The 25948-nt window shown below is 72.5% G+C and carries 23 protein-coding genes; 4 read left to right on the top strand and 19 right to left on the bottom strand.

The features are described 5' to 3' along the window. Nucleotide 1 precedes the first annotated feature (1 nt). From ACQPZG_RS30955 to ACQPZG_RS30920, 8 genes are all read right to left on the bottom strand, one after another. Entirely contained in the window at nucleotides 2-940 is a 939-nt protein-coding gene (locus ACQPZG_RS30955) for an ABC transporter permease (RefSeq protein WP_433548990.1), read from the bottom strand. Next, nucleotides 933-1898, bottom strand: a complete 966-nt coding sequence (locus ACQPZG_RS30950) for an ABC transporter permease (protein ID WP_433549615.1) — start codon at nucleotides 1896-1898, stop codon at nucleotides 933-935. The genes ACQPZG_RS30955 and ACQPZG_RS30950 overlap by 8 nt, the downstream gene beginning before the upstream one ends. Before the next feature lie 29 nt (nucleotides 1899-1927). Continuing rightward, complete coding sequence (locus ACQPZG_RS30945) at nucleotides 1928-3529, bottom strand: ABC transporter substrate-binding protein (RefSeq protein WP_433548989.1); 1602 nt, start codon at nucleotides 3527-3529, stop codon at nucleotides 1928-1930. A 134-nt stretch (nucleotides 3530-3663) separates the two neighbouring features. After that, nucleotides 3664-4788 carry an acyl-CoA dehydrogenase family protein gene (locus ACQPZG_RS30940; protein WP_433548988.1) on the bottom strand — a complete coding sequence of 375 codons (1125 nt, stop codon included), beginning with the start codon at nucleotides 4786-4788 and terminating at the stop codon, nucleotides 3664-3666. Then, nucleotides 4785-5966 (bottom strand): acyl-CoA dehydrogenase family protein, encoded by a 1182-nt coding sequence (locus ACQPZG_RS30935; protein WP_433548987.1) that lies wholly within the window; start codon nucleotides 5964-5966, stop codon nucleotides 4785-4787. Before ACQPZG_RS30935 ends, ACQPZG_RS30940 begins: the two co-directional genes overlap by 4 nt. After that, on the bottom strand, nucleotides 5963-6931 hold the full coding sequence (locus ACQPZG_RS30930) for an NADPH:quinone oxidoreductase family protein (protein WP_433548986.1): 969 nt from the start codon (nucleotides 6929-6931) through the stop codon (nucleotides 5963-5965). The genes ACQPZG_RS30935 and ACQPZG_RS30930 overlap by 4 nt, the downstream gene beginning before the upstream one ends. Before the next feature lie 221 nt (nucleotides 6932-7152). Beyond that, nucleotides 7153-7899, bottom strand: coding sequence for a PIG-L deacetylase family protein (locus ACQPZG_RS30925; RefSeq protein ID WP_433548985.1), 747 nt, complete (start codon nucleotides 7897-7899; stop codon nucleotides 7153-7155). A 78-nt stretch (nucleotides 7900-7977) separates the two neighbouring features. Then, a complete protein-coding gene (locus ACQPZG_RS30920) occupies nucleotides 7978-9276 on the bottom strand; it encodes an alpha/beta fold hydrolase (protein WP_433548984.1) in 1299 nt (432 codons plus the stop codon). A gap of 165 nt (nucleotides 9277-9441) precedes the next feature. Between ACQPZG_RS30920 and ACQPZG_RS30915 the strand changes: the two genes are divergently transcribed. Together ACQPZG_RS30915 and ACQPZG_RS30910 are read left to right on the top strand one after the other, a co-directional pair. Next, on the top strand, nucleotides 9442-10605 hold the full coding sequence (locus ACQPZG_RS30915; protein ID WP_433548983.1) for an ABC transporter ATP-binding protein: 1164 nt from the start codon (nucleotides 9442-9444) through the stop codon (nucleotides 10603-10605). Between the two features lie 157 nt (nucleotides 10606-10762). Beyond that, nucleotides 10763-11680, top strand: a complete 918-nt coding sequence (locus tag ACQPZG_RS30910; RefSeq protein ID WP_433548982.1) for an ion transporter — start codon at nucleotides 10763-10765, stop codon at nucleotides 11678-11680. Here ACQPZG_RS30910 and ACQPZG_RS30905 read toward each other — a convergent pair. From ACQPZG_RS30905 to ACQPZG_RS30880, 6 genes are all read right to left on the bottom strand, one after another. Further along, nucleotides 11653-12591 carry an ABC transporter substrate-binding protein gene (locus tag ACQPZG_RS30905; protein ID WP_433548981.1) on the bottom strand — a complete coding sequence of 313 codons (939 nt, stop codon included), beginning with the start codon at nucleotides 12589-12591 and terminating at the stop codon, nucleotides 11653-11655. The genes ACQPZG_RS30910 and ACQPZG_RS30905 overlap by 28 nt on opposite strands. Then, on the bottom strand, nucleotides 12588-13262 hold the full coding sequence (locus ACQPZG_RS30900; protein WP_433548980.1) for an ABC transporter permease: 675 nt from the start codon (nucleotides 13260-13262) through the stop codon (nucleotides 12588-12590). Before ACQPZG_RS30900 ends, ACQPZG_RS30905 begins: the two co-directional genes overlap by 4 nt. After that, nucleotides 13259-13930 (bottom strand): ABC transporter permease, encoded by a 672-nt coding sequence (locus ACQPZG_RS30895; protein WP_433548979.1) that lies wholly within the window; start codon nucleotides 13928-13930, stop codon nucleotides 13259-13261. The genes ACQPZG_RS30900 and ACQPZG_RS30895 overlap by 4 nt, the downstream gene beginning before the upstream one ends. 66 nt (nucleotides 13931-13996) lie before the next feature. After that, a complete protein-coding gene (locus ACQPZG_RS30890; protein WP_433548978.1) occupies nucleotides 13997-16030 on the bottom strand; it encodes a CocE/NonD family hydrolase in 2034 nt (677 codons plus the stop codon). A 47-nt stretch (nucleotides 16031-16077) separates the two neighbouring features. Next, nucleotides 16078-17409 (bottom strand): ATP-grasp domain-containing protein, encoded by a 1332-nt coding sequence (locus ACQPZG_RS30885; RefSeq protein WP_433548977.1) that lies wholly within the window; start codon nucleotides 17407-17409, stop codon nucleotides 16078-16080. A 108-nt stretch (nucleotides 17410-17517) separates the two neighbouring features. Then, the gene (locus ACQPZG_RS30880) at nucleotides 17518-18483 is read right to left on the bottom strand and encodes a pirin family protein (RefSeq protein WP_433548976.1); all 966 of its coding nucleotides are present in this window, start codon (nucleotides 18481-18483) and stop codon (nucleotides 17518-17520) included. A gap of 143 nt (nucleotides 18484-18626) precedes the next feature. On the opposite strand from ACQPZG_RS30880, the gene ACQPZG_RS30875 reads away from it, so the two are divergent. Continuing rightward, nucleotides 18627-19010 (top strand): tetratricopeptide repeat protein, encoded by a 384-nt coding sequence (locus tag ACQPZG_RS30875; protein ID WP_433548975.1) that lies wholly within the window; start codon nucleotides 18627-18629, stop codon nucleotides 19008-19010. A 21-nt stretch (nucleotides 19011-19031) separates the two neighbouring features. On the opposite strand, the gene ACQPZG_RS30870 is transcribed toward ACQPZG_RS30875, so the two are convergent. Then, nucleotides 19032-20210, bottom strand: coding sequence for a methyltransferase (locus ACQPZG_RS30870; RefSeq protein ID WP_433548974.1), 1179 nt, complete (start codon nucleotides 20208-20210; stop codon nucleotides 19032-19034). A gap of 159 nt (nucleotides 20211-20369) precedes the next feature. On the opposite strand from ACQPZG_RS30870, the gene ACQPZG_RS30865 reads away from it, so the two are divergent. Next, a complete protein-coding gene (locus ACQPZG_RS30865) occupies nucleotides 20370-20819 on the top strand; it encodes a nucleoside deaminase (protein ID WP_433548973.1) in 450 nt (149 codons plus the stop codon). Between the two features lie 6 nt (nucleotides 20820-20825). On the opposite strand, the gene ACQPZG_RS30860 is transcribed toward ACQPZG_RS30865, so the two are convergent. The 4 genes from ACQPZG_RS30860 to ACQPZG_RS30845 form a co-directional block, all read right to left on the bottom strand. After that, nucleotides 20826-21692: a winged helix-turn-helix transcriptional regulator gene (locus ACQPZG_RS30860; protein WP_433548972.1), complete on the bottom strand. Its 867-nt coding sequence runs from the start codon at nucleotides 21690-21692 to the stop codon at nucleotides 20826-20828. A 71-nt stretch (nucleotides 21693-21763) separates the two neighbouring features. Then, entirely contained in the window at nucleotides 21764-23653 is a 1890-nt protein-coding gene (locus ACQPZG_RS30855; RefSeq protein ID WP_433548971.1) for an ABC transporter ATP-binding protein, read from the bottom strand. 164 nt (nucleotides 23654-23817) lie between these two features. Next, nucleotides 23818-24732 carry a LysR family transcriptional regulator gene (locus ACQPZG_RS30850; protein ID WP_433548970.1) on the bottom strand — a complete coding sequence of 305 codons (915 nt, stop codon included), beginning with the start codon at nucleotides 24730-24732 and terminating at the stop codon, nucleotides 23818-23820. Next, nucleotides 24729-25922, bottom strand: a complete 1194-nt coding sequence (locus ACQPZG_RS30845; protein WP_433548969.1) for a glycine C-acetyltransferase — start codon at nucleotides 25920-25922, stop codon at nucleotides 24729-24731. The genes ACQPZG_RS30850 and ACQPZG_RS30845 overlap by 4 nt, the downstream gene beginning before the upstream one ends. Between the last annotated feature and the right edge of the window lie 26 nt (nucleotides 25923-25948).

Below are 25948 nucleotides of genomic sequence, written 5' to 3'. Positions count from 1 at the left end.
GTCACAGCATCAGCTCCGATCGGCGGCGCGGGTTGATGCGTTCCCGCCAGGCTCCGGCGAGGCCCGCGATGGCGAGGGTCGGGACGATCAGGAAGAGGCCGGGGAAGAGCGTGGGCCACCAGTCCCCCGCGAGCAGCGAACTGCGCGCGGACTGGATGAGGTTGCCCAGGCTCGCCTCGTGGGAGGGCAGGCCGAGGCCGAGGAAGGACAGCGCGGACTCGTGCCACATCGCGTGCGGCACCATCAGGACGGCCGCGAGCGCCGCCTGCGGCAGCACGCCCGGCAGCAGGTGCCGTACCGCCACCCGCCACCGGGAGGCGCCGCCGGAGATCGCCGCGTCGACGTACGGGCGCGCGCGCAGCGACAGCACTTCGGAGCGGACGATGCGGGCCGTGGACAGCCAGTGGGTGAGGGCGACCGAGACGATCACCGGCCACACCCCGGGCCGGAACATGGCGACGATGAAGATGCCGAGCAGCAGGTGCGGCACCGAGGAGAAGGTGTCGACCAGGCGCATCACCACCCGGTCCGTCCAGCCGCCGAAGGCGGCGGCGGCCGCACCCACGGCCGTGCCGATGACGGTGGCGACGAGGGCGGCGACGAGGCCGACGAGCAGGGAGACGCGCAGCCCGTAGACGCAGCGCAGCAGCAGGTCGCGGCCGACGTCGTCGGTGCCGAAGGGGTGGGCGAGGGACGGCGGCTGGAGTTTGAGGGCCAGGTCGACGGCCTGTTCGTCGAGGTTGGCGAGCGGCGGCACGACGAGGACGGCGAGCGCCACGGCCGCCACGATCACCGCGGAGGTCCGCACGCGCAGCGTGCGGGTGGAGCGGCGGGTGCGCCCGTGGGCGCGCCACCCGGCGGCCTGTGGGGCCGGGCGCGGCGCGCCGGCGGGCGCGGGGGCCGGGCGCGGCGCGCCGGCGGGCTTGGTGAGGTCAGCCATCGAAGCCCACCCTCGGGTCGGCGAGTCCGTACAGGAGGTCGGAGAGCAGGTTGCCCGCGAGGACGGCTGCCGTGGCGAGCACGGTCAGTGCGGCGAGCAGCGGGAAGTCGACGGCGAGGGCGGCCTGCACGGTGGCGGCGGCGATGCCGGGCCAGCTGAACACCGTCTCGATGAGGAGGGCGCCGGTGATGAGCTCGGGGACGCGCGAGCCGACGAGGGTGAGCATCGGCAGCATCCCGGAGCGCAGGGCGTGCCCGAACAGCACCGTGCGCTCGCTCGTGCCGCGCGCGCGTGCCCCGCGCACCGGGTCCTCCTCCAGCGCGTCGCCGACGCCCTGGCGTACGTACAGGAAGAACCAGGGCAGTTGGCTCACGCCCAGGACGGCGGCGGGCAGCACGAGGTGGGAGGCGACCTGCCCGAAGGTGATGACGTCGCTGTCGGTGTCGGTGAGTCCGCCGGCGGGCAGCACGCCCAGCTTCAGGGCGAAGAACCAGATGGCGAGCAGCCCGAGCCAGAAGGCGGGCGCGGCCTCCAGGGTGTACGCGGCGGAGCTGGCGCACCGGTCGAGCCAGCCGCCGGGGCGGCGGGCGGCCAGTACGCCGAGGGCGGTGCCGAGGAGGATGGCGAGGAGGAAGGCGGTGGCGGCCAGCAGCGTGGACCAGCCGAGACGTTCGACGATGACGTCGGTGACGGGCTGGCGCATCACGCTGGAGTCGCCGAGGTCGCCGGTGAGGGCGGAGGTGAGCCAGTTCCACCAGCGCGCCGCCAGCGGCTGGTCGGCGCCGAGGTTGGCGCGCAGCTGGTCGAGGTTGGCCTGCGAGGAGGTGAGCCCCGCGGTGCCCGCGTAGGCCTTCACGGGGTCGAAGGGCGAGGCGGCGGCGACGGCGAAGACACCGAAGGTCACCACGAGGAGGACGGGGACGGCGAACAGTGCCCGCCGCCCCGTCATCCGCGCCATCGGCCCCCAGGGGAGCGTGCGGCGCGTGGTCACTTCTTGGGCTTCCAGTCCTCGACGTTCCACCAGGGGCCGGAGGCCAGGCCGTGGTCGTGCGGCTCGGTCTGGGTGCTCAGGCCGTCCCAGGAGTCGTTGACGACGTAGAGGTGGTCGATGTGGGTGAGGAAGGTGTAGCCGGGGTTCTTGACGAGTTCCTGCTGGACGGTGGTGTAGGCCGCCTTGCGCTCCGCGTCCTCGCCGCTCCTGCGGCCCGCCTCCAGGGCCTTGTCGACGGCCTTGTTGTCGTACCAGGCCATGTTGTTGAAGCCGTCGCCCGCGAGCGAGGACTTCAGCAGGGTGTACTGGTCGAAGTCGGGGTCGGCGGGCGCGCCGCCGCCGGCGAGGACGGCGTCGGTCTTCATGCGCGGCTCGATGACCTCCCAGGTGCCCGCCTGGGTCTTGATGTCGATGCCGACCTTCTTGGCGTCCGAGGCGTAGGCGAGGGCGTGGTCCTGGCGGAGCTTGTCGCCGGAGAGGTACCAGAGCGGGAACTCGGCGCGCACGCCGTCCTTGGTGCGGACGCCGTCGTCGCCGGGCTTCCAGCCGGCCTCGTCGAGGATCTTCTTCGCCGCCTCCGGGTCGTGGGCGCGCTCGGTGCCCTTGGCGAACCAGGGACTGTCGGTGGGTACCGGCCCGTAGGCGGGCTTTCCGGCCCCTTCGAGGATCTTGTCGACCATGGTCCGGCGGTCGACGGCCACGTCCAGGGCGCGGCGCACGGCGGTGTCGCCGGTGACCTCGTGGTGGGTGGGCAGAGTGACGGTGCGGTAGTCGAAGGACTTCGCCGCGTAGGTCTTCCTGCCGCTGTCGGACTTGAAGGACTTGGCGAGGTTGGGCGGCAGGATCGCCCCGTCGAGGTCGCCGGTGCGCAGCCGGGTGGCACGGACGTCGTCGTCCTTGACGACGGCCATCGTGAACTTCTTCACGGCGGGCGCGCCGCCCCAGTAGTCGGGGTTGGCCTTGAAGCTGAGCTTCTCGCCCTTGGACCACTTGGTCAGGACGTAGGGGCCCGTGCCGACGGGCTGGGTGGTGAAGGGGCCCGTGTTCACGTCCTGCTTGCCCGCGACGTGCTCGGGGGCGATCGGCAGGACGGTGCGCTCGGCGAACGGCGCGTACGGGTACTTCAGGGTGAAGACGACCGTGCTGTCGCCCTCGGCCCGCACGCTCTTGACGGCGTCGAGTTCGGTCTTGGCGGCGTTGTTGGTCTTCGCGTCGAGGATGGTCTCGTACGTGAAGACGACGTCCTTGGCGCCGAAGGGCTTGCCGTCGCTGAACTTCACGCCCTTGCGCAGCGCGTAGGTGTACGTCAGGCCGTCGGCGCTGATCTTGGGCAGCTCGACGGCGAGCGCGGGCCGGAGCTTCATCGAGCCGTCCAGGGAGAGCAGCCCGTCGAAGATCTTGGAGTTGCCGTCCTTGCCGTAGCCGAGGAGCGGGCTGAGGGACTCCGGCTCGTACGCGATGCCCACGACGGCCGAGTCCTTGGCGCCGGAGCCCGCTCCGGCGGCGCTCGTTCCCGGCTTGGAGCAGGCCGCCGCGCCGAGGGCCAGGGCCCCTGCCATCGCCGCGGCGGTGGCCGTGCGTATCGATCGGGCCGTCATGACTCCCCACACCCCTAATAAAGATCAACTGTTATTGCAAACTGCATGCATTAATGCGTGCATTAAACAGCATGTAAAGGGGTGAGCGCTGCCCCGCCCCTCCGCGGGGTGGGACAGCGCCGCAGGTCACAAGGTCAGGCGGGGGTGGGAAGCCCCGCCAGCCTGCCCACTGTCTCCCGGTGCGCGCCCGGGGTCCCGAGCGCGATCGAGTCGGCCTTGGCGCGCTTCAGGTACAGGTGTGCCGGGTGCTCCCAGGTCATGCCGACCCCGCCGTGCAGCTGTACGCACTCCTCGGCCGCGTGGACGGCGACCCTGGCGCAGTACGCCTGGGCGAGCGCCGCGGCCAGCGGTGCGTCCGGGCTGCCCGCGGCCAGCGAGTCGGCGGCGTTGCGGGCGGCCGCACGGGCGGAGACCACCTCCAGCCACAGCTGCGCCATGCGGTGCTTGAGCGCCTGGAAGGAGCCGACGGGCCGGTTGAACTGATGCCGTTCCTTCGTGTAGCGGACGGTCTCCCCCAGGCACCATTCGGCCAGTCCGAGTTGCTCCGACGCCAGCAGCCCGGCTCCGGCGGTCAGGCCCCGCCGTACGGCCGCCAGGGCGGTTTCGGCACCGGCCAGCGGCGTCGCCGCGGTCGCGGCCTCCTCGGTGAGGGTGACCGTGGCGAGCGGGCGGGTGAGGTCGAACGGCACCAGGGGGGCTACGTCCACCCCCGCCTCGGCGCGTTCGACGGCGTGCAGGCCGACGGTGCTCGGTACGAGCAGCACGTCGGCGGTCGCGGCGTCCGCCACCGCGGTGACCGTGCAGACCGTGCCGCCGGGCAGCCGGAGGGCGTCCGGGCCGGTGGCGAACGGGACGACCAGCGCGGCGGTGCGCCGTCCGGACGCCAGGTCGCCGAGCAGCGAGGACGCCGCGGGGCCGGCCGTCGCGCAGGCGAGGAGCACCTCGGTGGCCACCACCGCACTGGTGAGGTACGGCGCGGGGGCGATGGCCCGCCCCAGTTCCTCCAGTACGACCGCCGCTTCGCGGTGCGAGGCCCCCTGCCCGCCGAGTTCCTCGGGTACGAGCAGGCCGGCGACGCCCATGTCGGCGGCGAGCGCCTTCCACAGCCCGGCGTCGTACGGCGTGCCCTCCTCGGCGCGGGCGGCGACCCGGGCGGGGTCGTTGCGGTCGGCGAGCAGGGCGCGCACGGCGGCGCGCAGGTCCTCCTCCGCCTCGGAGTAGAGGAGGTCGGCCGGGTGCGGTGCGGTCGTCGGATTCATCGGGCGAGGTCCTTCCAGGCGACGTCCTTGTCGGTGCGGGGTTCCGAGGGCAGGCCCAGGACCCGCTCGGCGACGATGTTCAGCAGCACCTCGGAGGTGCCGCCCTCGATGGAGTTGCCCTTGGAGCGCAGGTAGCGGTACCCGGCCTCGCGTCCGGTGAAGTCGACCTTGTCCGGGCGGCGCAGGGTCCAGTCGTCGTACAGCAGCCCCTCGTCGCCCAGGAGTTCGACCTCCAGCGAGCTGATCTCCTGGTTGAGGCGGGCGAAGGCGAGCTTCATGCCGGAGCCCTCGGGCCCGGGGTGCCCCGCGACGAGTTGCTGGCGCAGCCGCTCCCCGGTGAGGCGGGCCACCTCGGCGTCCACCCACAGTTCCAGCAGACGCTGGTGGGTGTCGCGGGTGCGCAGTTCGGGCCGTTCCCGCCAGGTCCTGGCGACCGTGCCGATCATGCCGCCCTCGCGCGGGATGCGGGAGCCGCCGATGGAGACGCGCTCGTTCATGAGGGTGGTCTGGGCGACCTTCCAGCCCTCCCCCACCTCTCCGAGCCGCATGCTGTCGGGGGTCCGCACGCCGCTGAGGAAGACCTCGTTGAACTCGGCCTCGCCGGTGATCTGCCGCAGCGGACGCACGTCCACGCCCGGGTCGGTCATGTCGCACAGGAAGTACGTCATCCCGCGGTGTTTCGGCTGGTCGGGATCGGTGCGGGTGACGAGGATCGCCCACCGGGCGACGTGTGCGCTGGATGTCCACACCTTCTGCCCGTCGACGACCCAGTGGTCGCCGTCGCGGACGGCGCGGGTGCCGAGCGCCGCGAGGTCGGAGCCGGCGCCCGGCTCGCTGAAGAGCTGGCACCACACTTCCTCGCCGACCCACAGGGGGCGCAGCAGACGCCGCTTCTGCTCGTCGGTGCCGTACCGCAGGATGGTCGGCGCGGCCATGCCGAGCCCGATGCCGATGCGGCGCGGGTCGTTGTCGGGGGCGCCCGCCGCTTCGAGTTCGGCGTCGACGACCGCCTGGAGGCCGCGCGGCGCGTCCAGCCCGCCGAGGCCGACGGGGTAGTGCACCCAGGCCAGTCCCGCGTCGAAGCGGGCCTTGAGGAACGCGGTGCGGTCGGTGGTGGCCGGCGGGTGCGCGGCGAGCAGTTCCTTCGTGCGGGTGCGCAGGTCGGCGGCGGTGGTCATCGGGAGGCTCCCTCGGGCAGGACGGTGATACGACCGGTGCTGCGCCCGTCGGCGACCCGCTGGACCGCGTCGGCGGCGTCCTTGAGGGGGACGCGTTCGCTGACGAGCGGTGTGACGGCGCCTTCGGCGGCGAGCCGGGTGAGTTCGGTGTGGCATCCGGCGACGGCTGCCGGGTCCTTGCGGGCGTAGAGGCCCCAGTGCAGGCCGAGGACGGCGTAGTTCTTCACCAGTGCGTGGTTGAGTGCGGGGGCGGGGATGGTGCCGCTCGCGAAGCCGACGACGACGATCCGGCCCTCGAAGGCGATGCACTTGGTGGACTGGGTGTACGCCTCGCCGCCGACCGGGTCGTAGACGACGTCCGCGCCGCGTCCCGCGGTGGCTTCCTTGACCGCGCCGACGACGTTCTCGCTGCGTCGGTCGATGACCAGGTCACAGCCCAGTTCCCGTGCCACGGCGGCCTTCTCGGGGCCGCCGACGACGCCGATGACCCGGGCCCCGGCCGCCCTGCCGAGCTGCACGGCGGCGCTGCCGACGCCGCCCGCCGCCGCGTGCACCAGCAGGGTCTCCCCCGCCTGGATCCGGGCGCGCCGGTGCAGCCCGAACCAGCCCGTCTGGTAGCCGATGTGCAGGGCGGCGGCCTCCGCGTCGTCGAGGGAATCGGGGGCGGGCAGCAGGGCGGCCTCGTCGGCGACGACGTACTCGGCGAAACCGCCGTACGGGAGCGCCGGGTTGGCGAGGACGCGACGCCCGTCCCCGGTCTCGCCGCAGATCTCGACGCCGGGGGTGAACGGCAGCGGCGGCCGGACCTGGTACTGGCCGCGGCACAGCAGCGCGTCGGGGAAGTTGATGTTCGCGGCACGGACCTTGAGCAGCACCTGCCCGTCGCCGGGTACCGGCCGGTCGACCTCCTCAAGGCGCATCACCTCGCCCGGCTCACCGTTCTCGTGCACTCGCCATGCCTGCATCAGGGGCCTCCACGCGCTGTCGTCGGCAGTACCGTGCCTGCGCATACTAAGCGGTCGCTTGTCACGAGGGGAAGGGCTCCGCCGCAGCGTCCGGACGTGCGGAAGCGCGGCATCCCCTTCGCGAGCCGGGGGGCCGCGCCGGTCGTGCGGGGCGGCGCGGCCGGCCCGCGCGCCGGGGCGACGCGGCGGGCCGGTACGGCTGTCCGGTGACGGAGCGCCGGTCAGCGGCCGAAGACCTCGAAGGGGACGGCAGGGACGCCCCCGAAGCGTTCGGCGGCGGCCGTGACGTTCGCGGTCAGGAAACTGCGGCAGTAGTGCTCGGGGTCCTCGTCGGTCAACGCCTCGATGTACGCGCGGTGTTCGAGCAGGGAGCGCACGGAGCGTTCGAGGCCCGGCCGCGCGTCGACGGCGTGGGTGGGCGTGGTGCTGCCCGCGACGGCCACCCAGCGCACACCGTCCCAGGGTGCGAGGCCCCGCTCGGTCAGCTCGGGGAAGATCCAGCGGTTCCCGGCGTCGCCCGCCGCGTCCAGGGTCGCGCGGCCGACGGCGAGGTGGTCCGGAGTGTTCCAGACGTGGGTGCCCCAGGTGTCGCGGTGGTTGAGGGTGATGACGAGTTCGGGCCGGTGGGTGCGGATGGCGGCGGCGATGTCCCGCCGCAGCGCGGGACCGTACTCGATCACGCCGTCGCGGTGGTCGAGGAACTCGACCTCCCGCACACCGACGACGGCAGCACTGGCCCGTTGCTCCCGCTCGCGCAGCGGACCGCACGTGGCGGGATCCAGCGTGTCGATGCCCGCCTCACCGCGGGTGGCCAGGACGTACGTCACCTCGCGGCCGGCGTCGGTCCACGCGGCGACGGCCGCCGCACACCCGTACTCCAGGTCGTCCGGATGCGCGACGACGGCCAGGGCGCGCTGCCAGTCGTCCGGCATGGGCTGAAGCTGGGCGAAGGCCGTTTCTGTCGTCATACGGGCAGGATAGGCGCCGCCACCGACAACGACGCCGCCATGGCGGGGGACGCGTGGGCCGCCGTGCCGCGGGCGGTCTCAGACCTCGCCGCGGGCCAGCGCCAGCAGCCGGTCCAGTACGCGCGGCCCGCCGGCCCGCAGTCCGTCGTGCTCGAACTCGTCGGTGACCCAGGTCCGCAGGCCCCGGACGGCGCGCGCGGTGCGCAGGGAGTGCTCGGTGTCGACGTACATGTCGTCGTGGTAGACGGCGGCCGCGACCGGTACCTCGTTGGCGGCGAGCCGGGCCGGGTCGTAGAGCGACGGCCAGTCGGTGCGGGCGGCGAGGAGTTCGGCGCTCTCACGCAGCGGGCGCAGCGCCGGGTCGCAGTCGAAGTGCCAGGGGTGGACCGTCTCCCCGGTGAACAGCAGCGGTCCGCTCCCGGCGAGGGCGGCGCCCGCGTCGAAGCGGGGGAACTCGGCGCGCACCCGCTCCGCACCCCATGCGGTGGGTTCGTGTCCCTGTCCGTAGATGGACTCGTGCAGCAGCGCGTACAGGGGATGCCCGGCGAAGGACAGGGCGGACTGGACTGCCTCCAGGAAGGCGTCGGAGAGCTCCGGGCCCCGCGGTGTGCGCACGAAGGCGTTCTCCAGGAGGTGGTGCAGCTGGTGGGTGCCGTCCGCGCCGCCCAGCACGATGCCGAGGGACTGGAAGGCCTCCGGGGTGAGCGTGTACCCGTTGGGGGTGACGGTCCTGTTCACGGCCAGGTGGGCGGCGACGTCCCTGGCGCGGGCGACGTCCTGCGGGTAGCGCGCGTAGTGCGCGGCGACCTTGCGTTCCATGCGGGGGTAGGCGGCCCGGTACACGTCGTCCACGCGCGCGTCGAGGGAGGGCAGGCCGCCGGTGATCAGGACCGTGCTCAGGCCCTCGGGCGCGGTGGACAGGTAGTGCGTGGCACAGAACCCGCCGAAGCTCTGGCCGAGCACGGTCCAGGGGGCGCCACCGGTCAGCGCCGGGCGTACGGTTTCGCAGTCGCGGACGATGGAGTCGGCGCGGAAGTGCGCGAGGTACGCGGCCTGTTCGCGGGGTCCGCCGCGCAGCGGCAGGGTCTGCCGGTTGACCGGGGTGGACAGCCCGGTGCCGCGCTGGTCGAGGAGCAGGACGCGGAACTCCTTCAGGGCCCTGCCCAGCCAGGCCTGCCGTCCGACGAAGCGGCGGGCGCCGAAGCCGGGTCCGCCTTCGAGGTAGAGCAGCCAGGGGAGGTCGTCGCCCGCCCGGTCCGCGGCCACCACCTCGCGCGCGTACAGCTCGATCCGCTCGCCGGAGGGGCTCGCGTGGTCGAGGGGCACCGTGAAGCGGTGGTCGGTGCACACGGTGCCGGGCTGACGGTAGCTGGTCACTCCTGCTCCTGCTTCTCTGCGGCGGCGGTCGTCGTCGCCCAGTTCAGCACACCCGCGCGGGCGGTCCTCGACCGGCCCGGAGGGGCGGATCCGGGGTCGCCGCGGCTCCACCCGGACGGTCCCGGCCCGTGTGCGTGCCGCCCCGGCCGCTCCTAGCGTGTGTGCATGATCCGGTTCGAGCAGGTCAGCAAGGTGTACCCGGACGGCACCACCGCCGTCGACGACCTGTCCTTCGAGGTGGCCGAGGGTGAACTGGTCACGCTGGTGGGGCCGTCGGGGTGCGGCAAGACGACCACCATGATGATGGTGAACCGGCTCATCGAGCCTTCGGCGGGCCGGGTCCTGGTGGCCGGCGAGGACATCTCCGGCGCCGACCCGGTCGAGCTGCGCCGGCGCATCGGGTACGTCATCCAGCAGGTGGGGCTCTTCCCGCACCGCACGATCCTCGACAACACCGCCACCGTGCCCCTCCTGACGGGCTGGAAGAAGGACAGGGCCCGTGCGCGCGCCGCCGAACTCCTCGACCTGGTCGGCCTCGACCCCGCCGTGTACGGCCCCCGCTACCCCGGCCAGCTCTCCGGCGGGCAGCGCCAGCGCGTCGGCGTCGCCCGCGCCCTGGCCGCCGACCCCCCGGTCCTCCTCATGGACGAACCCTTCGGCGCCGTCGACCCGGTGGTCCGCGAACGGCTCCAGGACGAGTTCCTGAGCCTCCAGTCCACCGTCCGCAAGACCGTCCTGCTCGTCACGCACGACATCGAGGAGGCGGTACGGATGGGCGACCGGATCGCGGTGTACGGGCAGGGCCGCATCGAACAGTTCGGCTCCCCCGCCGCCGTGCTGGGCGCACCCGCCACCCCGTACGTGGCGCAGTTCGTCGGCGCGGACCGGGGCCTGAAGAGGCTGTCGGTGACCACCGTCGAGCAGGACGACCTGGAGGACCCGCCGCGGGTCCGGCTCGGCGAGCCGGTGGCCCCGGCCGCCGCCCGGCTGCGTGCGGAGGGCGCCCGCTGGGCGGTCGTGCTGAACGAGGACGGCGAACTGCACGGCTGGGTGGCCGCCGAGGATCTGGCGCTCGCGGGCCCCACGGGCACCGTCGGCGACCTGGCCCGCCGGATGGACGCGTGGGTTCCGGTGGGGGCGCCCCTGAAGCACGCGTTCAGCGAGATGCTCCAGTGGGACGCCGGGTGGGTGGCGGTGCTCGACGGGGCGCGCCTGGTCGGCGTGCTGACCCCGGGGAAGCTGCACGAGGCGCTGCGGCGTTCGGTCGACGCGGACCTGCAGGGCGTCCAGCGCGACCAGGTGGAATTCGATTCGGTCGCGGACGCGTAGACGCGTCCGGCCGCGCGACGGGCCGGACCGTACAGGCGTACGCCCGATCCTCTTCCCCGGTGAGAACCGCTGAGTCCGGTGTGATTGCTGTGGTGCACGGACAGGGCTGCGGTCGACGTGCGCAATCCGCAACCTCACGCCGGGTGGACTCGACCTCATGAACCTCATGCATCGTGGTGATCACGGCTCCTGCGCAGTGCAGCCGGGCCGACGGCGGGCGCTGGCCGAGGGGGCCGGCCGGCTGGTCGACGCACGCGGTTTCCCGGTCCTGGTGATGACCGCGATCCTCGCCAACGCCGTACTTCTCGGCGTGGAGACGTACTCGGGTCTCGCGGAACGCTGGCAGGGCCCGCTCGCCCTGCTGGAGGGCTTCTTCCTCGCACTGTTCGCGGCCGAGTCGCTGCTGCGGCTGGCCGCGCACGCCGACCGGCCCGGGGACTTCTTCCGCAATCCGTGGAACGTCTTCGACGCGGCGGTGGTACTCCTCGCGTTCCTTCCCGTCACCGGGGACAACAGCACGCTGCTGCGTCTGTTGCGCCTCCTGCGGGTGCTGCGCACCGCACGCTTCCTGCCGCAGCTGCGGGTGATCGTCACCGCCCTGGGGAAGTGCCTGCCGGGGACCGTGAGCTTCGTGATGGTCGGCGCACTGCTGCTGTACGTGTACGCGATGGTGGGCTGGCTCTGTTTCGCGGCCTCCGACCCCGAGCACTACGGGTCGCTCGGGAGGGCGGTGGTCACCCTGTTCATCCTCATGTCGCTCGACGGGCTGGGCGAGGCGGTGCACGCCGGGCTGCTGATCTCGCCCTGGTCGCTCGCGTACTACGGCTCGTACGTGCTGCTCAGCTCGTTCCTCCTGGTGAACCTGTTGATCGGTGTCGTCATCAACTCCCTGGAGCAGGCCCGGGACGATCTGCCGGTGACGAAGACCGACTGCGGGCCGCCGGAGCCGCAGCAGTGTGCCCGGGGCGCGGACCCGCTCGACCGCTTCGACGTCCGGGACCGCATTCTGGCCGCCCGGCTGGCGCTGGACGACGCGGAGCGACTCCGTCAGATCAGCCCCTTGGACTCCAGATAGGCCCGCGCCACGTCCTGCGGCAGCCGCCGCCAGCTGTCCACCTGCCGGTTGAGCGAGGCCAGGTCCTCGGTGGTCAGTACGGTGTTGAGCTTGTCCAGCACTGTGGTGACGCGCGCCGAACCGGCCTGACGCCTGTTCACCACGGGCACGATGTGGTCGGCATTCTGGAGGTGCTTGTCGTCCTCCAGCAGGACCAGGCCGAACGCGTCGAGGGTGGCGTCGGTGGTGGTGGTGAGGACCATCTGGTCCTGGCCGTTCTGCACGGCCTGCTTGGCGGGGGTGGTGCCCACGCCCTTGGGGTCGACGGCCGTGATGTCGATGCCGTACGTCTTCTGCAGCCCCGGCGCGCAGTACGGGCGCTGCACGCACTCGTCGCCCGCCGCGAGCCGTACCGGCAGCCCGGACCTTCCCAGGTCGGTGAGCGTCCTGAGGCGGTGCTCGCGCGCGTATGCCTCCGTGACGGCGAAGGCGTTCTGGTCGACGGCGCGGCCCGCGTCGAGGACGGTGAGCCCGCGCGGCGCGGCGAGCCTGCGCAGTGCCCTCATGGTGGCGTCCAGGTCGGGTGAGCCGACGGGCGGTGCGTCGGCGCCGTTCGTCTTCGCGTTGAGCCAGTCGGCGAAGGTGGCCGCGTACTCGGGGACGACGTCGATCTGGCCGCTCTCCAGGGCCGGTTCGTACAGTTCCCGGTTGGCGACGGACAGGATGCCGGTGCGGTGTCCGGCCTTCTCCAGGAGGAGCGCGTACATCTGGGCGAGGAGATCGCTCTCGGTGAAGCCGGCCGAGCCGATGGTCAGGTCGTGGCCGTCTCCGGGCTCGCCGGTGACCTCACCACGGTCCTCCAACGCGGGGCCGGTGGCACAGGCCGTGAGGGCCAGGAGAGCGAGGACCGCCGCGTACAGGCGTGGCTTCATCCGTTCCGTCCCCTCGCCCACGAGGGGACGCACTTGTGGCCCACTTCGAAGAGGCCCTCCACCAGGAGCGCGAAGACGGCGACCAGGACCGCGCCCGCCACCACCTGCGGGGTGCTGGCCAGATTGAATCCCGCGGTGATGAGGCGCCCCAGTCCGCCGCCGCCCGCCAGCGCGGCGAGCGTCGCGGTCGCCACGAGCTGGACGGCGGCGATGCGCACACCGGTCAGGACGAGCGGCAGGGCGAGGGGAAGTTCCACGTGAAACATCACCTGGCGCCCCGTCATGCCCATCCCCCGGGCGGCCCGTACGGTGTCCTGGTCGACGCCGCGCATGCCGACGTACGCGTTGGTCAGCAGCGGCGGCACCGCGAACAGCACCAGTGCGACGATCGTCGGCCACTCCCCCTTCGTCCCGAGCGGGGTCAGGAGCAGCAGGACCAGCACGGCGAAGGTGGGCACGGCCCGGCCGACGTTGGAGATGTTCACGGCGAGCGCCCCGCCCCTGCCGAGGTGGCCGAGCACGAGGGCGACGGGCAGCGCGATCAGGCAGCTGAGCAGGAGGCAGACGACGGTGAGGAAGAGGTGCTCGCCGAGACGGTCCCAGATGCCGCCTTCGGCGTTCCAGTGCGTGGCGTCGGTGAGCCAGTCCCAGGCCGCGGTGAAGGTGTTCACGCGCGCGCCCAGGGGGTGAGCAGTCGCTGCAGGCCGAGCAGGAGGAGATCGGCGGCGACGGCGATGACCACGCAGAGCACCGAGGCGGTGAGGACCTGCGCCTTGAAGTAGGAGTTCATCCCGGTGTAGATGAGGTTGCCGAGGCCGCCGTGGCCGACGATCGCGCCGACGGTGACCAGGGAGACGGCCGAGACGGTGGCGATGCGCAGTCCGGCCATGGCGGCGGGCACGGCGAGCGGCAGTTCCACGCCGAGCAGCAGTCTCACCGGCCCGTAGCCCATGCCGCGGGCCGCCTGCCGGGTCTCTTCCGGCACGGCGCGCAGCCCGGCGAGGAGGTTGCGTACGAGCAGGGTCAGCGAGTAGAGCACGAGTCCGGCGATCACGAGGGACGCGGAGAGCCCGTACACGGGCAGCAGCAGCGAGAACATCGCGAGGGAGGGGATGGTGTAGAGCACCGTCGTCAGCCCGAGCACCGGCCCGGCGGCCCACCGCCAGCGGCGGGCGGCGAGGGCCAGGGGCACGGCGACGAGGAGCCCCAGCAGCACCGACACCACGGTCAGGTGGAGGTGCTGGAGCACCGCGTCGAGGAGGATCTCGCGGCGGCTGGACAGATACGCGCCGCAGATCCAGTCGTTGCGGGCGAGGCAGTCGTCCGGGGGCGCGGTCACCCGTCCATTGCAGCCTTCGGGGCGGGTGACCGCGCGTCCGGACGGTCCGTACGAGTGGTGCCGCCGTTACAGGCCGTCCCTGGGCACGGTTTCGTTCCAGGTCCGGGAGAAGACCCTGCGCTCCCCCTCGTAGCCGTCGAGAGTGGCGTCCACGAGGAAGTCCGTCTCGGTGCAGCGCAGTTCCGTGCGGGTCTCCACGCGGACGTTCCAGTCGTCGCGTGCGAAGCGCATCGTCCAGGCCGTCTCGCCCGCGACGGAGGTGAAGTCGTCGGCGGTCGCGGTGTAGCGCTCCTCGGCGCGCAGACCGGTGTCGAGGGCGATGTCGTCGATGCGCACGGTGCCGCGGTCCTTGACGATCTCCAGGGTGGACCCGTAGCCGATGAGGTCGCGCTTGACCTCCCAGCGCTCCTCGGGCGGGGTGATCCGGGTGGCGGACAGCGGCGGGCATCCCTCCGGTTCGTCGAAGGGCTGCTGCGGCGCCTCGTCGGGCTCCTCGTTGGGGCGCACCGGCAGGGTGAGGGTGCTGGTGCCCTCGTACACGTGCAGCATGGCGGGCCGGGGGGCGGGCCAGGCGAGCGGCCAGTAGGAGGTGGACAGGGAGAGCCGGATGCGGTGGCCGGGCGGGAATGCCTGGGCGGCTCCGTTGAGCTGCACGGTGGCGCGGTAGCGCTTGCCGGGCTCCAGGAGTTCGGGCTCGCCCGTGCCGTCCCGGTGCGTCAGGTTGAGCACGCCGTAGGTCACGCGGGTGGCGCTGCCGTCGGGGGCGACGTCGGAGAGCCGGGCGGCGACGGTGGCGACCGGCTCGCTCACCGTCAGGTCCAGTGCGACCGTCGCCGTGCCGAGGATCTCCGTCCGCTCCTCAAGGGGCGCGGTGTCGAAGACGAGCGAGCCGCCGTCCTCCTCGCGCTGGTCGTAGGGCAGGTCGGGCGGTGCGTTGTACGAGGCCCACTTGCCGGCGAACTGCCCCACCGACAGCGGCGACCGCACGGACATGGCCTCGCCGCCGCCCTCGGGCGGTTCCTGGCCGGGTGACGCGATGCGGTGGCGCAGCAGGGGATGGGTGACGGGGGTGATGTGCGGGGAGGGCCAGGAGGGCTCGCCGACCCAGCGGCCGGGACGTTCCTCGTAGGAGGTGGAGGGCGGCACGCTGTCCTGCATCCATGCCTGGAGCATCGGCCCGGCCATCACGTCGTTGTCGATGCCCTTGAGCCAGTGGTCCCACCAGCGGACGACTTCCTGGAGGTAGCCGATGGCGGGTCCGGGCTCGCCCAGGTGGGGGTACTTGTGCGACCACGGCCCGATCAGGCCCTTGCGGGGCACGTCGAGGTGCTCCAGTACGCGCGTGACGGCGTTGGAGTACCCGTCGGCCCAGCCGCTGGACGCCAGTACCGGGACCTGGACGGCGGTGTAGTCCTCGCAGACGGAGGCGTGCCGCCAGTAGTCGTCGCGGCGCTGGTGGCGCAGCCAGTTGAGGATCCACGGGCGGGTGTTCTCCATCCGCTCCTGCCACATCTCGCGCCAGCGTTCGCCGACGACGGCGGGATCCGGCGGACAGGTGGCGTAGGCGAACATGGTGCCCGCCTCGGCGAGGTTGTCGGAGAGCATGGCGCCGCCCATGTAGTGCATGTCGTCGGCGTACCGGTCGTCGGTGAACGACGCGAGGACGACGGCACGCAGGCTCGGCGGCCTGCGGGCGGCGGTCTGGAGGGCGGCGAAGGCGCCCCAGGAGATGCCCATCATGCCGGTGTTCCCGTCGCACCAGGGCTGTTCGGCGATCCAGGCGAGGATGTCCTCGGCGTCGGTCTGCTCCTGCTCCAGGTACTCGTCGGCGAGGACGCCCTCGGACTCGCCGGTGCCGCGCAGGTCGACACGCACGCAGGCGTAGCCGTGGCCGGCGAGGTACGGGTGGTGGATGGAGTCCCGCACGGCGGACAGGTCGCGCTTGCGGTACGGGATGTACTCCAGGACGGCGGGCACCGGCGCCCCGTCGGAGCCGACGGGCCGCCAGATCCTGGCCGAGAGTCGGGTGCCGTCGCGGGCGGGGACGACGACGTGCTCCTCCTCCTTGGTGTCGTACGGGAGGTTGCTCACATGGCGCATGGGGCGGTCTCGCTCCTCTCCTGCTGGTTCGGTGTCCGGTGCCGGTGTCAGAGGTTCTTCTGGTCCCGGCCGCCGGGCACGGTGTCGGCGAAGTCGAGGCCCAGGGCCGCGACGCAGCGGTCGTACTTGGCGCGGATGTCCGCCTCGCTGTCGCCGCCGGTGAAGATGTGGGCGATCTCGTAGCTGTAGCTGTCCTGCTGTTCGGTGTCGGAGAGCCGCTGGCCCTCGTCGGGAACGATGTCGACGCGTACGCCCGGGATCTCCTTCTCGATCCGTGCGATGTCCTCGGGTCCGGGGGCCTGGCGCACCGTGCCGTCCGCGAACCAGCGGTAGTACCACTTCGCGGCGACCTGGTACGGGCCGGCGCGGTGCGGCAGGGCGGGGTCGCGGCCCAGGGCCAGGCTGAGCATGCAGTGGTGGTTGGGGACGCCGTCGACGTACTCGAAGAGCTCCGCGTGGGACTGCGAGTGCCGCGGGTTGATCTCCAGCAGGTTGAGGGCGTCGCGCTGCGGGTCGTAGAAGTACTCGATGCTGAAGGTCGCGGCGTCCATGCCGACCTGGCGCATCACCTTCTTCGAGACGTCGTGCAGCCGCCCGATCACCGGTTCCGGCAGGGCGGAGGGGTACTGGTGGCGCAGGAAGCTGGAGGAGCCGGGGTAGTTGATGGAGTCGAGGACGCCGTAGACCGTGACCTCGCCGTCGTGCACGTACCCCTCGACCGCGACCTGGACGCCGGTGAGCGTCTCCTCGGCGAGGCAGACCTGGCCTCCGACGCCGGTCATCTCCTCGGGCAGGTCGAGTTGGTCGAGCACGTACTCGAAGGGGCGGCCCACCCGGGCGACGCCCTTGGCTATCTCCCCGACCGCCTCGCGGAACTCGTGCTGGTCCTTGACCCCGAACGCCAGCTCCGAGGAGTACGAGAGGGCGGGCTTGACCCACATGGGGAAGCTCATGCCCTCGGGCGGCCGGGGGTCGTCGGCTTCGAGGTCGACCCGGCCGAACCGGGGGTGCTCCTCGACGACCTTCTCCTGCTCCAGCCGGCTCCAGTACTTGTGCTCGCACTTGACGACGGATTCGAGGCTGGTGCTTCGGGTGCCGTAGCGCTCGCTCAGGATGGGCACGAGGGTGCTGACGGGGAAGTCCCAGTAGCCGACGATCGCGTCGATGGGGCCGTCGAAGGCGTCCAGGACGGCCTGTGCCCTGTCGATTAGGTCGGGCACCGACACCTCGCCGACCTGGAGCTCCTCGATGGTGAGCAACGGGTGGAACCGGTACTCCTCGGCATGCGGCACCGCGTTCAGGGTGGGCAGGTTCGCCTCGTCGAGGCCGAGCACGAAGATGTTCTTGGTGCTCTCGCGGGTGTTCTCGCTGTCGCTCAAGGATGTGCCTCCGGTGGTGCGGGTCTGTTGCTGTGCGCCTTCCTCGCACCACCGGTTTCACACACAGGGAAGCGGAATCCGTTGTTCAGCGCGTGTGTCGGCGCGCCGTCAGCGCACCCGTCCGCGCGGCTTGAGAGGGCCGGCGGGCAGCGCGGGTGCGGGCAGCGGGGGCCCGTCGTACCCCTTCACCTCACCGAATCGGGTGCCCTCCATCCAGTCGGCGCGGGCCTGGGCGATCTCCTCGTGGGAGCGGCCGATCCAGTTCCAGAACATGACGAGTTCCTCCTCGAAGGGTTCGCCGCCCAGGAGCATCAGGCTCGCGTCGGACTCGGCGCGCAGGGGCAGCCGGGTGCGTCCGCAGCCGAGGTAGAGCATCGAGCCGGGCAGGACCGGCACCCCGTCGACGTGCGCCTCGCCGGACATGGAGAGCACGGCGTACTCGAAGTCGGGGTCGAGCGGCAGCGAGGCCTGCGCGCCGCGCGTCAGGGTGAGGTCGGCGCCGACGATCGGGGTGTACGAGGTCCCCGGCGACGCCGCGCCGTCCAGTTCGCCCAGGATCACGGTGGCCGCGAGGCCGGGGGCGGTGACCGTCGGCAGGTCGGTGTGGTGCTGGAAGTGCGGCTCGGTGTGCCGGTGGGCGTCGGGGAGGGCCACCCAGAGCTGCGCGCCGTGCAGGAGGCGCGCGTGCCGGCGGGGGCTCTCCTCGGAGTGACTGATGGCCCGCCCCGAGGTCATCAGACCGAGTTCGCGCGGGCGGATGGTGGCGAGGCTGCCGGTGCTGTCGCGGTGCAGGACCTCGCCGTCGTGCAGCCAGCTGACGGTCTGGAGGCCCATGTGGGGGTGCGGGGGGACCTGCATGCCGGGCTCGTCGGCGATGTCGTCGGGGCCGTAGTGGTCGACGAAGGCCCAGGCGCCGACCATGCGGCGGCCCAGGTTGGGCAGCAGCCGCCGTACCTCGGTGGAGGCGCCGAGCTGCACCCGGCGGGGCGAGAGGAGTTCGCGGACCGGTTCGGCGGCGACGAAGCCGCGCCCGCCGCAGACCGAGGGGGTCGCCTGGAGATCGAGATTGCTCATGGCGTCAACGTAGCGCCGGAGGCCGGGATCCCGGCATCGGGACGCCGCCCGCAATGGTGGAATGTTCAACGACAGGGGTGTGTTGGAGGGGGTGAACGGCGCGGTACGGCCGATCCCGTACCGACAGGCCAGAAGGAGTAGCGGTGAACGTACAGGTCAACCTCAACGACGCGTACTACCGGCAGGGCGCCCCGGCCGAGCGCTGGGACCGCGCGCAGCTGTTCTTCGACGCGAAGGAGTACGACAAGGCGGCCCGCGTCCTCACGTCCCTCGTGGCGGAGGCCCCCGAGCTGACCTCGCCGCGGCTGCTGCTGGCCCGCTCGTACTACCACTCCGCCCAGCTCTCCAAGGCGGAGCGGGAGCTGCGCACGGTGCTGGAGGCCTGCCCGGTCGAGACCTACGCGCAGCTGATGCTGGGCCGCACCCTGGAGCGCCAGGGACGGCACGCGGAGGCGGCGCCGTACCTGCGGACCGCGGCCGCCCTGTCCGGCGACTTCGGGTCGCCGGAGGGCACCGCCGGGCACTGAGCGCCCCGACCGGCCCGGCGGTCAGCGTTTGACGGCGCGCAGGACGACGAACTTCGGGTCGCCGGCGATCACTTCGCAGTTGCCGAAGAGCCTGCGCAGCCGTACGTGGTAGCCGAGGTGCCGGTTGCCGACGACCAGGAGTTCGCCGCCGGGGCGCAGCACGTCGCGCGCCCCGGCGAACATCCGCCGGGCGGTGGCGTCGGTGGTCGCCTGGTGGGAGTGGAAGGGGGGGTTGTTCAGCACGAGGTCGACGGACTCGTGGGGGATGCCCGCGGTGCCGTCGCCCACCAGGAACTCGGCCTTGTCCGCCGCTTCGGGGAGGTTCGCGCGGCAGGTCGCCTCCGCCGAGGCGACGGCCTGGAACGATTCGTCGGCGAAGACGACGTCCGCTCCCGGGCGGGCGAGCGCGGCGGCCGTGCCGACGACTCCGTTGCCGCAGCCCAGGTCCAGGATCCGGGCGGGGCCCGCTCCCGGCGCCAGGTGCCGGCTCTTCGCCAGGTGCTGGAGGAAGAACCGGGTGCCGATGTCGAGGCGTTCGGCGCAGAAGATCCCGGCGTGGTTGGTGACCGTCACCCCGGAGCCCGCCCCCGCGTCGGAGTCCAGGGTGTACGTCACCGGCCACGGGCCCGCGCTCGGTTCCCGTGCCTGGCCGGGGGTGCAGAAGATCAGCCGGGCCTTCTTCTCCGCGAGGGAGGTACGGGTGGGGCCGACGATCCTCTCGAACAGGCGCAGCGTGGAGGTGTGGATCTCCTTCACCATGCCGGTGCCGACGACGACCGTGTCCTCGTGGATGCCCGGAGCGAGCCGGTGCAGCTGGTCCTCCAGCAGCGCGAGGCTCTTGGGCACCCGGATCAGCAGGACATCGACGCGGTCGGGCGGGGTGTCCCGGGTGGACAGCAGGGTGACGGCGTCCGGGGCCGCGCCGTTGCGGGCGAGGTTGGCGCGGGTGGCCCGCTGCCCGAGGTACGAGTCGGTGATCTGCACGGGGCGGTGTCCGGCGAGCGCGGTGGTGAGCGCGCCCCACCGGTCGCCCAGGACCACGACGCTGCCGCCGAGGTCCACCGGCGGGACCTCGTCGGTGCCCGCGAGGTGCCGCAGCAAGTACTCGTCGGCGGCGTCCCACGCGCGCAGCGTGTCCCGCGGGTCCTCGGGGAAGCGGGCGAGCTCGGACACGCCCCAGGGCGTCGAAAGACGGTTCATCGTGGGTTCAGGCTAACCCGGCGCGGCGGCCCCGGGGACGGCCGCCCCCTCACGGCCCGGCCCGCGATCGTGCGCGGAGTCCCAGGTCAGCGCAGGTCCCTTCGGGTGCCGCACACTGGAGCGGGAGCGTGGCCCCGCATCGCAGACCAGGAGACGTCCATGGACCAGGCACAGGCCCGTCAGTGGCTCGCGACCGCCGTCGAGGAGGCCCGGACGGGCCTGGCCGAGGGCGGCGTCCCGATCGGGGCCGCCCTGTACGGGGCGGACGGCACCCTGCTGGGACGCGGCCGCAACCGGCGGGTGCAGGACGGCGACCCGTCGATGCACGCGGAGACGTCGGCGTTCCGCGACGCGGGCCGGCAAGGCTCGTACCGGGGCACCACCATGGTGACGACGCTGTCGCCGTGCTGGTACTGCAGCGGTCTGGTGCGCCAGTTCGGCATCTCGCGGGTGGTCGTGGGCGAGTCCGAGACCTTCTGCGGCGGGCACGACTGGCTTGCCGCGCACGGGGTGGAGGTCGTGCAGTTGGACGACGCGCGGTGCGTGCGGATGATGGCGGACTTCATCGCGGCCGAGCCCGAGCTGTGGGGCGAGGACATCGGCGCGTAGCGGCTGTCACAAGGCGCTGCCGTGGGCGAGTGCCTCCTCGACCGCCGCAGGGATGTCCGTCACCGGGAACAGGGCGTGCCGTACGGTGCGCTCCGCGTCGAGGACCAGGATCAGCCTCTTGAGGCGGAGGTCCTGGGCCGACCGGAACGTCGGCAGGCGCAGGGCGGCGGCGAGCCGGAGCCGTTCGTCGGAGAGCAGGACGAAAGGGAGGTCCTCGGCTGCCGCGAAGCGGGCCTGCTCGCCCGGCAGCTGGGTGCTCACTCCGCGCACGGCGATCCCCGCGGCGTCGCACCGCGGCCAGGCCTCGCGGAAGAGCCGGTTCTCCAGGGTGCAGCCGGCGGCCCCCGGGACGTCCGGGCGGGGCGGGCCGCCCGGGACGCCGGTGGCGGGGTAGGCGAACAGGACGGTGGCGCGGGCTCCCGGGGCGACCGGGGAGTGGACGGCTCCGTCCGTGCCGGGCAGCTCCAGCCCGTCGGGGATCCGGGTGCCGACGAGCTGATGGACCCGGGCGGTGTCGCCGCCTCCGCCCGCGGCGTTCCCCGTCAGGGTTCCGTCGCCGAGCAGCCACCGGTCGGCCCAGTCCTGGAGGGAGACCAGCACCGGGAGCAGGTCCCGGCCGCGCTCGGTGAGGACGTACTCGTACCGCGTCGGCCTGTCCTGGTACGGGCGTCGCTCCAGCACCCCGTGCCCGGTGAGCGTGGCCAGCCGCTCGGAGAGCACCTTGCGGGACAGCCCCAGTTCGGCCGCGAGACGGTCGAAGCGCACGTGCCCGCGGGCGATCTCGCGCAGCACCAGCAGGGTCCACCAGTCACCGACGACACCTGCGGCGTGGGCGATGCCGCAGGTGTCGTCGGTCTGGTGGCGGCGGGTCACGGGTGTGCTCCCAGGAGACTGTCGGGGCTCATCCGTCCATCGTAGGCCGGTGGGTTCCCTTTCCGAACGGATCAGGCGACCGGCTGGGGCTCCTCGGATCCGGGGCGCTCGAACTGGGTGCGGTACAGCTGCTCGTACCGCCCGCCCTCCGCCAGCAGTTCGGTGTGGGTGCCCCGCTCGACGATCCGCCCGTCCTCCACGACGAGGATCAGGTCGGCGGCCCGGACGGTGGAGAGCCGGTGCGCGATGACGACCGCGGTGCGCCCCTCCAGGGCCTCGGCCAGTGCCTCCTGCACCGCTGCCTCGGACGTCGAGTCGAGGTGGGCGGTCGCCTCGTCGAGGATGACGACGCGCTGACGGGCGAGGAGCAGCCGGGCGATGGTGAGGCGCTGCCGTTCGCCGCCGGAGAGCCGGTAGCCGCGCTCCCCCACGACGGTGTCCAGGCCGTCGGGCAGGGAGGCCACGAGGTCGTCCAGGCGGGACCGTCGCAGGGCGTCCCAGACCTCGTCCTCGGTGGCTTCCGGGCGGGCCAGGAGGAGGTTGGCGCGGACGGACTCGTGGAACAGGTGACCGTCCTGGGTGACCATGCCGAGGGTCGCGCGGATCGAGTCGGCGCTCAGTTCGCGCACGTCGACGCCGCCGAGCCGCACCGCGCCCGCGTCCGCGTCGTACAGCCGGGGCAGCAGTTGCGCGATGGTCGACTTGCCCGCGCCGGAGGAGCCGACGAGGGCGACCATCCGGCCGGGCTCGGCGCGGAAGGACACGTCGTGCAGGACGTCCGTGCCGCCCCTGTTGTCGAGGACGGCCACGTCTTCGAGGGAGGCGAGGGAGACCTTGTCTGCGGACGGGTAGGCGAAGGTGACGTGGTCGAACTCGACGGACACCGGCCCCTCGGGGACCTTCCGCGCGTCCGGCTTCTCGGCGATCAGGGGCTTGAGGTCGAGGATCTCGAAGACCCGCTCGAAGCTGACCAGCGCGCTCATCACCTCGACGCGCGCGCCGGCGAGGGCGGTCAGCGGGGCGTAGAGACGGGTGAGCAGCAGGGCGAGGGAGACGACGGCCCCGGGTTCGAGGCTGCCGCGCAGCGCGTAGAAGCCGCCGAGGCCGTAGACCAGCGCGAGCGCGAGGGCGGAGACGAGGGTGAGGGCGGTGATGAAGGTGGACTGCACCATGGCGGTGCGCACGCCGATGTCACGCACCCGGCCGGCCCTGGCGGCGAACTCGGCGGACTCGTCGGCGGGCCGGCCGAAGAGCTTGATGAGCGTCGCTCCGGGCGCGGAGAACCGCTCGGTCATCTGTGTGCCCATGGTGGCGTTGTGGGCGGCGGCCTCCCGCTGGAGCCGGGCCATCCGCGAGCCCATCCGGCGGGCCGGGACGACGAACACCGGCAGCAGCACGAGGGCGAGCAGGGTGATCTGCCAGGAGATGCTCAGCATCACGGCGAGGGTCAGCAGCAGGGTGACGAGGTTGGAGACGACACCGGAGAGGGTGTTGCTGAAGGCGCGCTGGGCGCCGATGACGTCGTTGTTGAGGCGGCTGACGAGCGCACCGGTGCGGGTGCGGGTGAAGAAGGCGACCGGCATCCGCTGGACGTGGTCGAAGACGGCCGTGCGCAGGTCGAGGATCAGCCCCTCGCCGAGGTTGGACGACAGCCATCGGGTGACCAGCGCCAGTCCTGCCTCGACGACCGCGATCAGTGCGATGAGCAGGGCGAGGCGGGTGATGGTGCCGCCGGCGTCCCCCTTGACGATGGCGTCGACGACTCGGCCCGCGAGGACGGGGGTGGCGACGGCGAGGAGGGCGGTGACGACGCTCAGCGCCAGGAACTGGAGCAGCTTGGCGCGGTGCGGGCCGGCGAAGGCGAGGATGCGGCGCAGGGTGGTGCGGGAGAAGGGGCGTTTGTCGTCCTGCGCGGTCATGACGCTGTGCATCGATGTCCACGCGGTGACTTCCATGTCCACGGAGTGCCTCCGGAAGGTGTAGGTCCGCTGCTCGGTGACCCGTCGGCGGAGCCGGACCGGGGAGCACTGCGCACGCTAGGACCTCAACCGGACTTGGGGTCAATCGATTCCCGGAGTGCACCCCGACGGGCCCTCCCGTACGCCGCCTTGACGCTCCCTTCCGGTCATCCGGTGGTGAGCCCGCCCGCCGAGGTCACGAGGGCGTCGAGCACCGGCCGGATCAGCGGGTGCTCCTCCGCGCCGCGGCGTACGGCGGCGAACACCCTGCGGGTCGCCGCGGGCCCCGCCACGGGACGCACCACCGCGTCCTTGAGTTCCATCCCGCGCAGTGCGGAACGCGGCACGAGCGCCACCCCCGTGCCGGCGCCCGCGAGGGCGACCACCGCGCGGAAGTCGTCGGAGGAGTGCTTGAGGCGCGGCTGGAAACCGGCGAGTTCGCAGGCGAGCAGGACCATGTCGTGGCACGGGTTGCCGGGGTAGGGGCCGATCCAGTCGCTGTCGGCGAGTCCCGCGAGCGCGACGCGGTCGTCGGCGGCCAGCGGGTGTTCCGCGGGCAGTACGGCGTCGAAGGGCTCGGCGTACAGCGGTACGCGGGCGAGGCGCAGGTCGTCCTCGCGGGGCGCGCCCCGGTACTCCACGGCGACCGCGACGTCCGCCTTGCCGCCCAGGACGAGCGGGAGGCTCTCGTCGCCCTCGGCGTCCCACACCCGCATGCGGATGCCGGGATGCGCGGTGGCCAGCCTGCCGACGGCGGGGGCGACGACCTCGGCGATGCCGGTGGCGAAGGAGGCGACCATGACCTCGCCCGCGACGCCGCCCGCGTAGTCGGCGAGCTCCGCCTCCGCGCGCTCCAGCTGGGCGAGGACGGAGTGGGCGTGGGCGAGCAGGATCTCGCCCGCCGCGGTCAGCTCCACCCCCTTGCCGGTGCGGATCAGCAGGGCGTGCCCGGTCTCCTGCTCCAGCGCGTTGAGCTGCTGGGACACGGCGGAAGGGGTCAGGTACAGCGCGGAGGCCGCGGCGGTCACCGTACGGTGGTCCGCCACGGCCCTCAGAATGCGGAGCCGTCTGGGGTCGATCACCCAGCCAGTGTCGCCCGTGCGTCGACGAACGCCGCAATCGCCCGCTCGACGTCCTCGGTGGAGTGGGCGGCGGAGAGCTGGACGCGGATGCGCGCCTTGCCCATCGGGACGACCGGGTAGGAGAAGCCGATGACGTACACGCCGCGCTCCAGGAGCAGCTCCGCCATCCGGCCCGCCTCGGCGGCGTCGCCGATCATGACGGGGGCGATGGCGTGGTCGCCGGGCAGGATGTCGAAGCCCGCCTCGGTCATCTTCGTGCGGAACAGCTTCGTGTTGGCGGCGAGCTTCTCCCGCAGGTCGCCGGCCGATTCCAGCAGGTCGAGGACCTTGAGGGAGGCGGCGGCGATGACCGGGGCGAGGGAGTTGGAGAACAGGTACGGGCGCGAGCGCTGGCGCAGCAGGGCGACGATCTCCGCGCGGGCGGCGACGTAGCCGCCCGACGCGCCGCCGAGCGCCTTGCCGAGGGTGCCGGTGATGATGTCGACGCGGTCCCTCACGCCGTGCAGCTCGGGGGTGCCCCCGCCGCCCTCGCCGACGAAGCCGACCGCGTGCGAGTCGTCGACCATGACCATCGCGTCGTAACGGTCGGCGAGGTCGCAGATCTCCGTCAGGGGGGCGACGTAGCCGTCCATGGAGAAGACCCCGTCGGTGACGATGAGGCGGCGGCGGGCGTCCTGGGTGTTCTGGAGCTGCTTCTCCAGGTCGGCGAGGTCGCGGTTGGCGTAGCGGTGGCGGCGGGCCTTGGACAGGCGGATGCCGTCGATGATGCTGGCGTGGTTGAGGGCGTCGGAGATCACCGCGTCCTCGGCGCCCAGCAGGGTCTCGAAGACACCGCCGTTGGCGTCGAAGCAGGAGGAGTAGAGGATCGTGTCCTCCTGGCCGAGGAACGCCGAGAGGCGGCCTTCCAGCTCCTTGTGGATCTCCTGGGTGCCGCAGATGAACCGTACGGAGGCCATGCCGTAGCCCCAGCGGTCCAGGGCGTCCTTGGCGGCGGCGACGACCTCGGGGTGGTCGGCGAGGCCGAGGTAGTTGTTGGCGCAGAAGTTGAGGACGTCCGCCTGCCCGCCGTCGGCGGTGACGCCGACGGTGGCGCTCTGCGGGCTGCTGATGACGCGCTCGGGCTTGAAGAGTCCCGCTTCGCGGATCTCGTCGAGGGTGGCGCGCAGTTCGTCACGGACGGACGCGTACATGGAGGGTGCTCCTTGGAGGAAGAGAC

Source organism: Streptomyces sp. CA-294286 (assembly GCF_050947155.1).
GTDB lineage: Bacteria > Actinomycetota > Actinomycetes > Streptomycetales > Streptomycetaceae > Streptomyces.
Note: the sequence above shows the minus strand (reverse complement) of the source record. Positions and strands in the feature narration are given on the sequence as shown.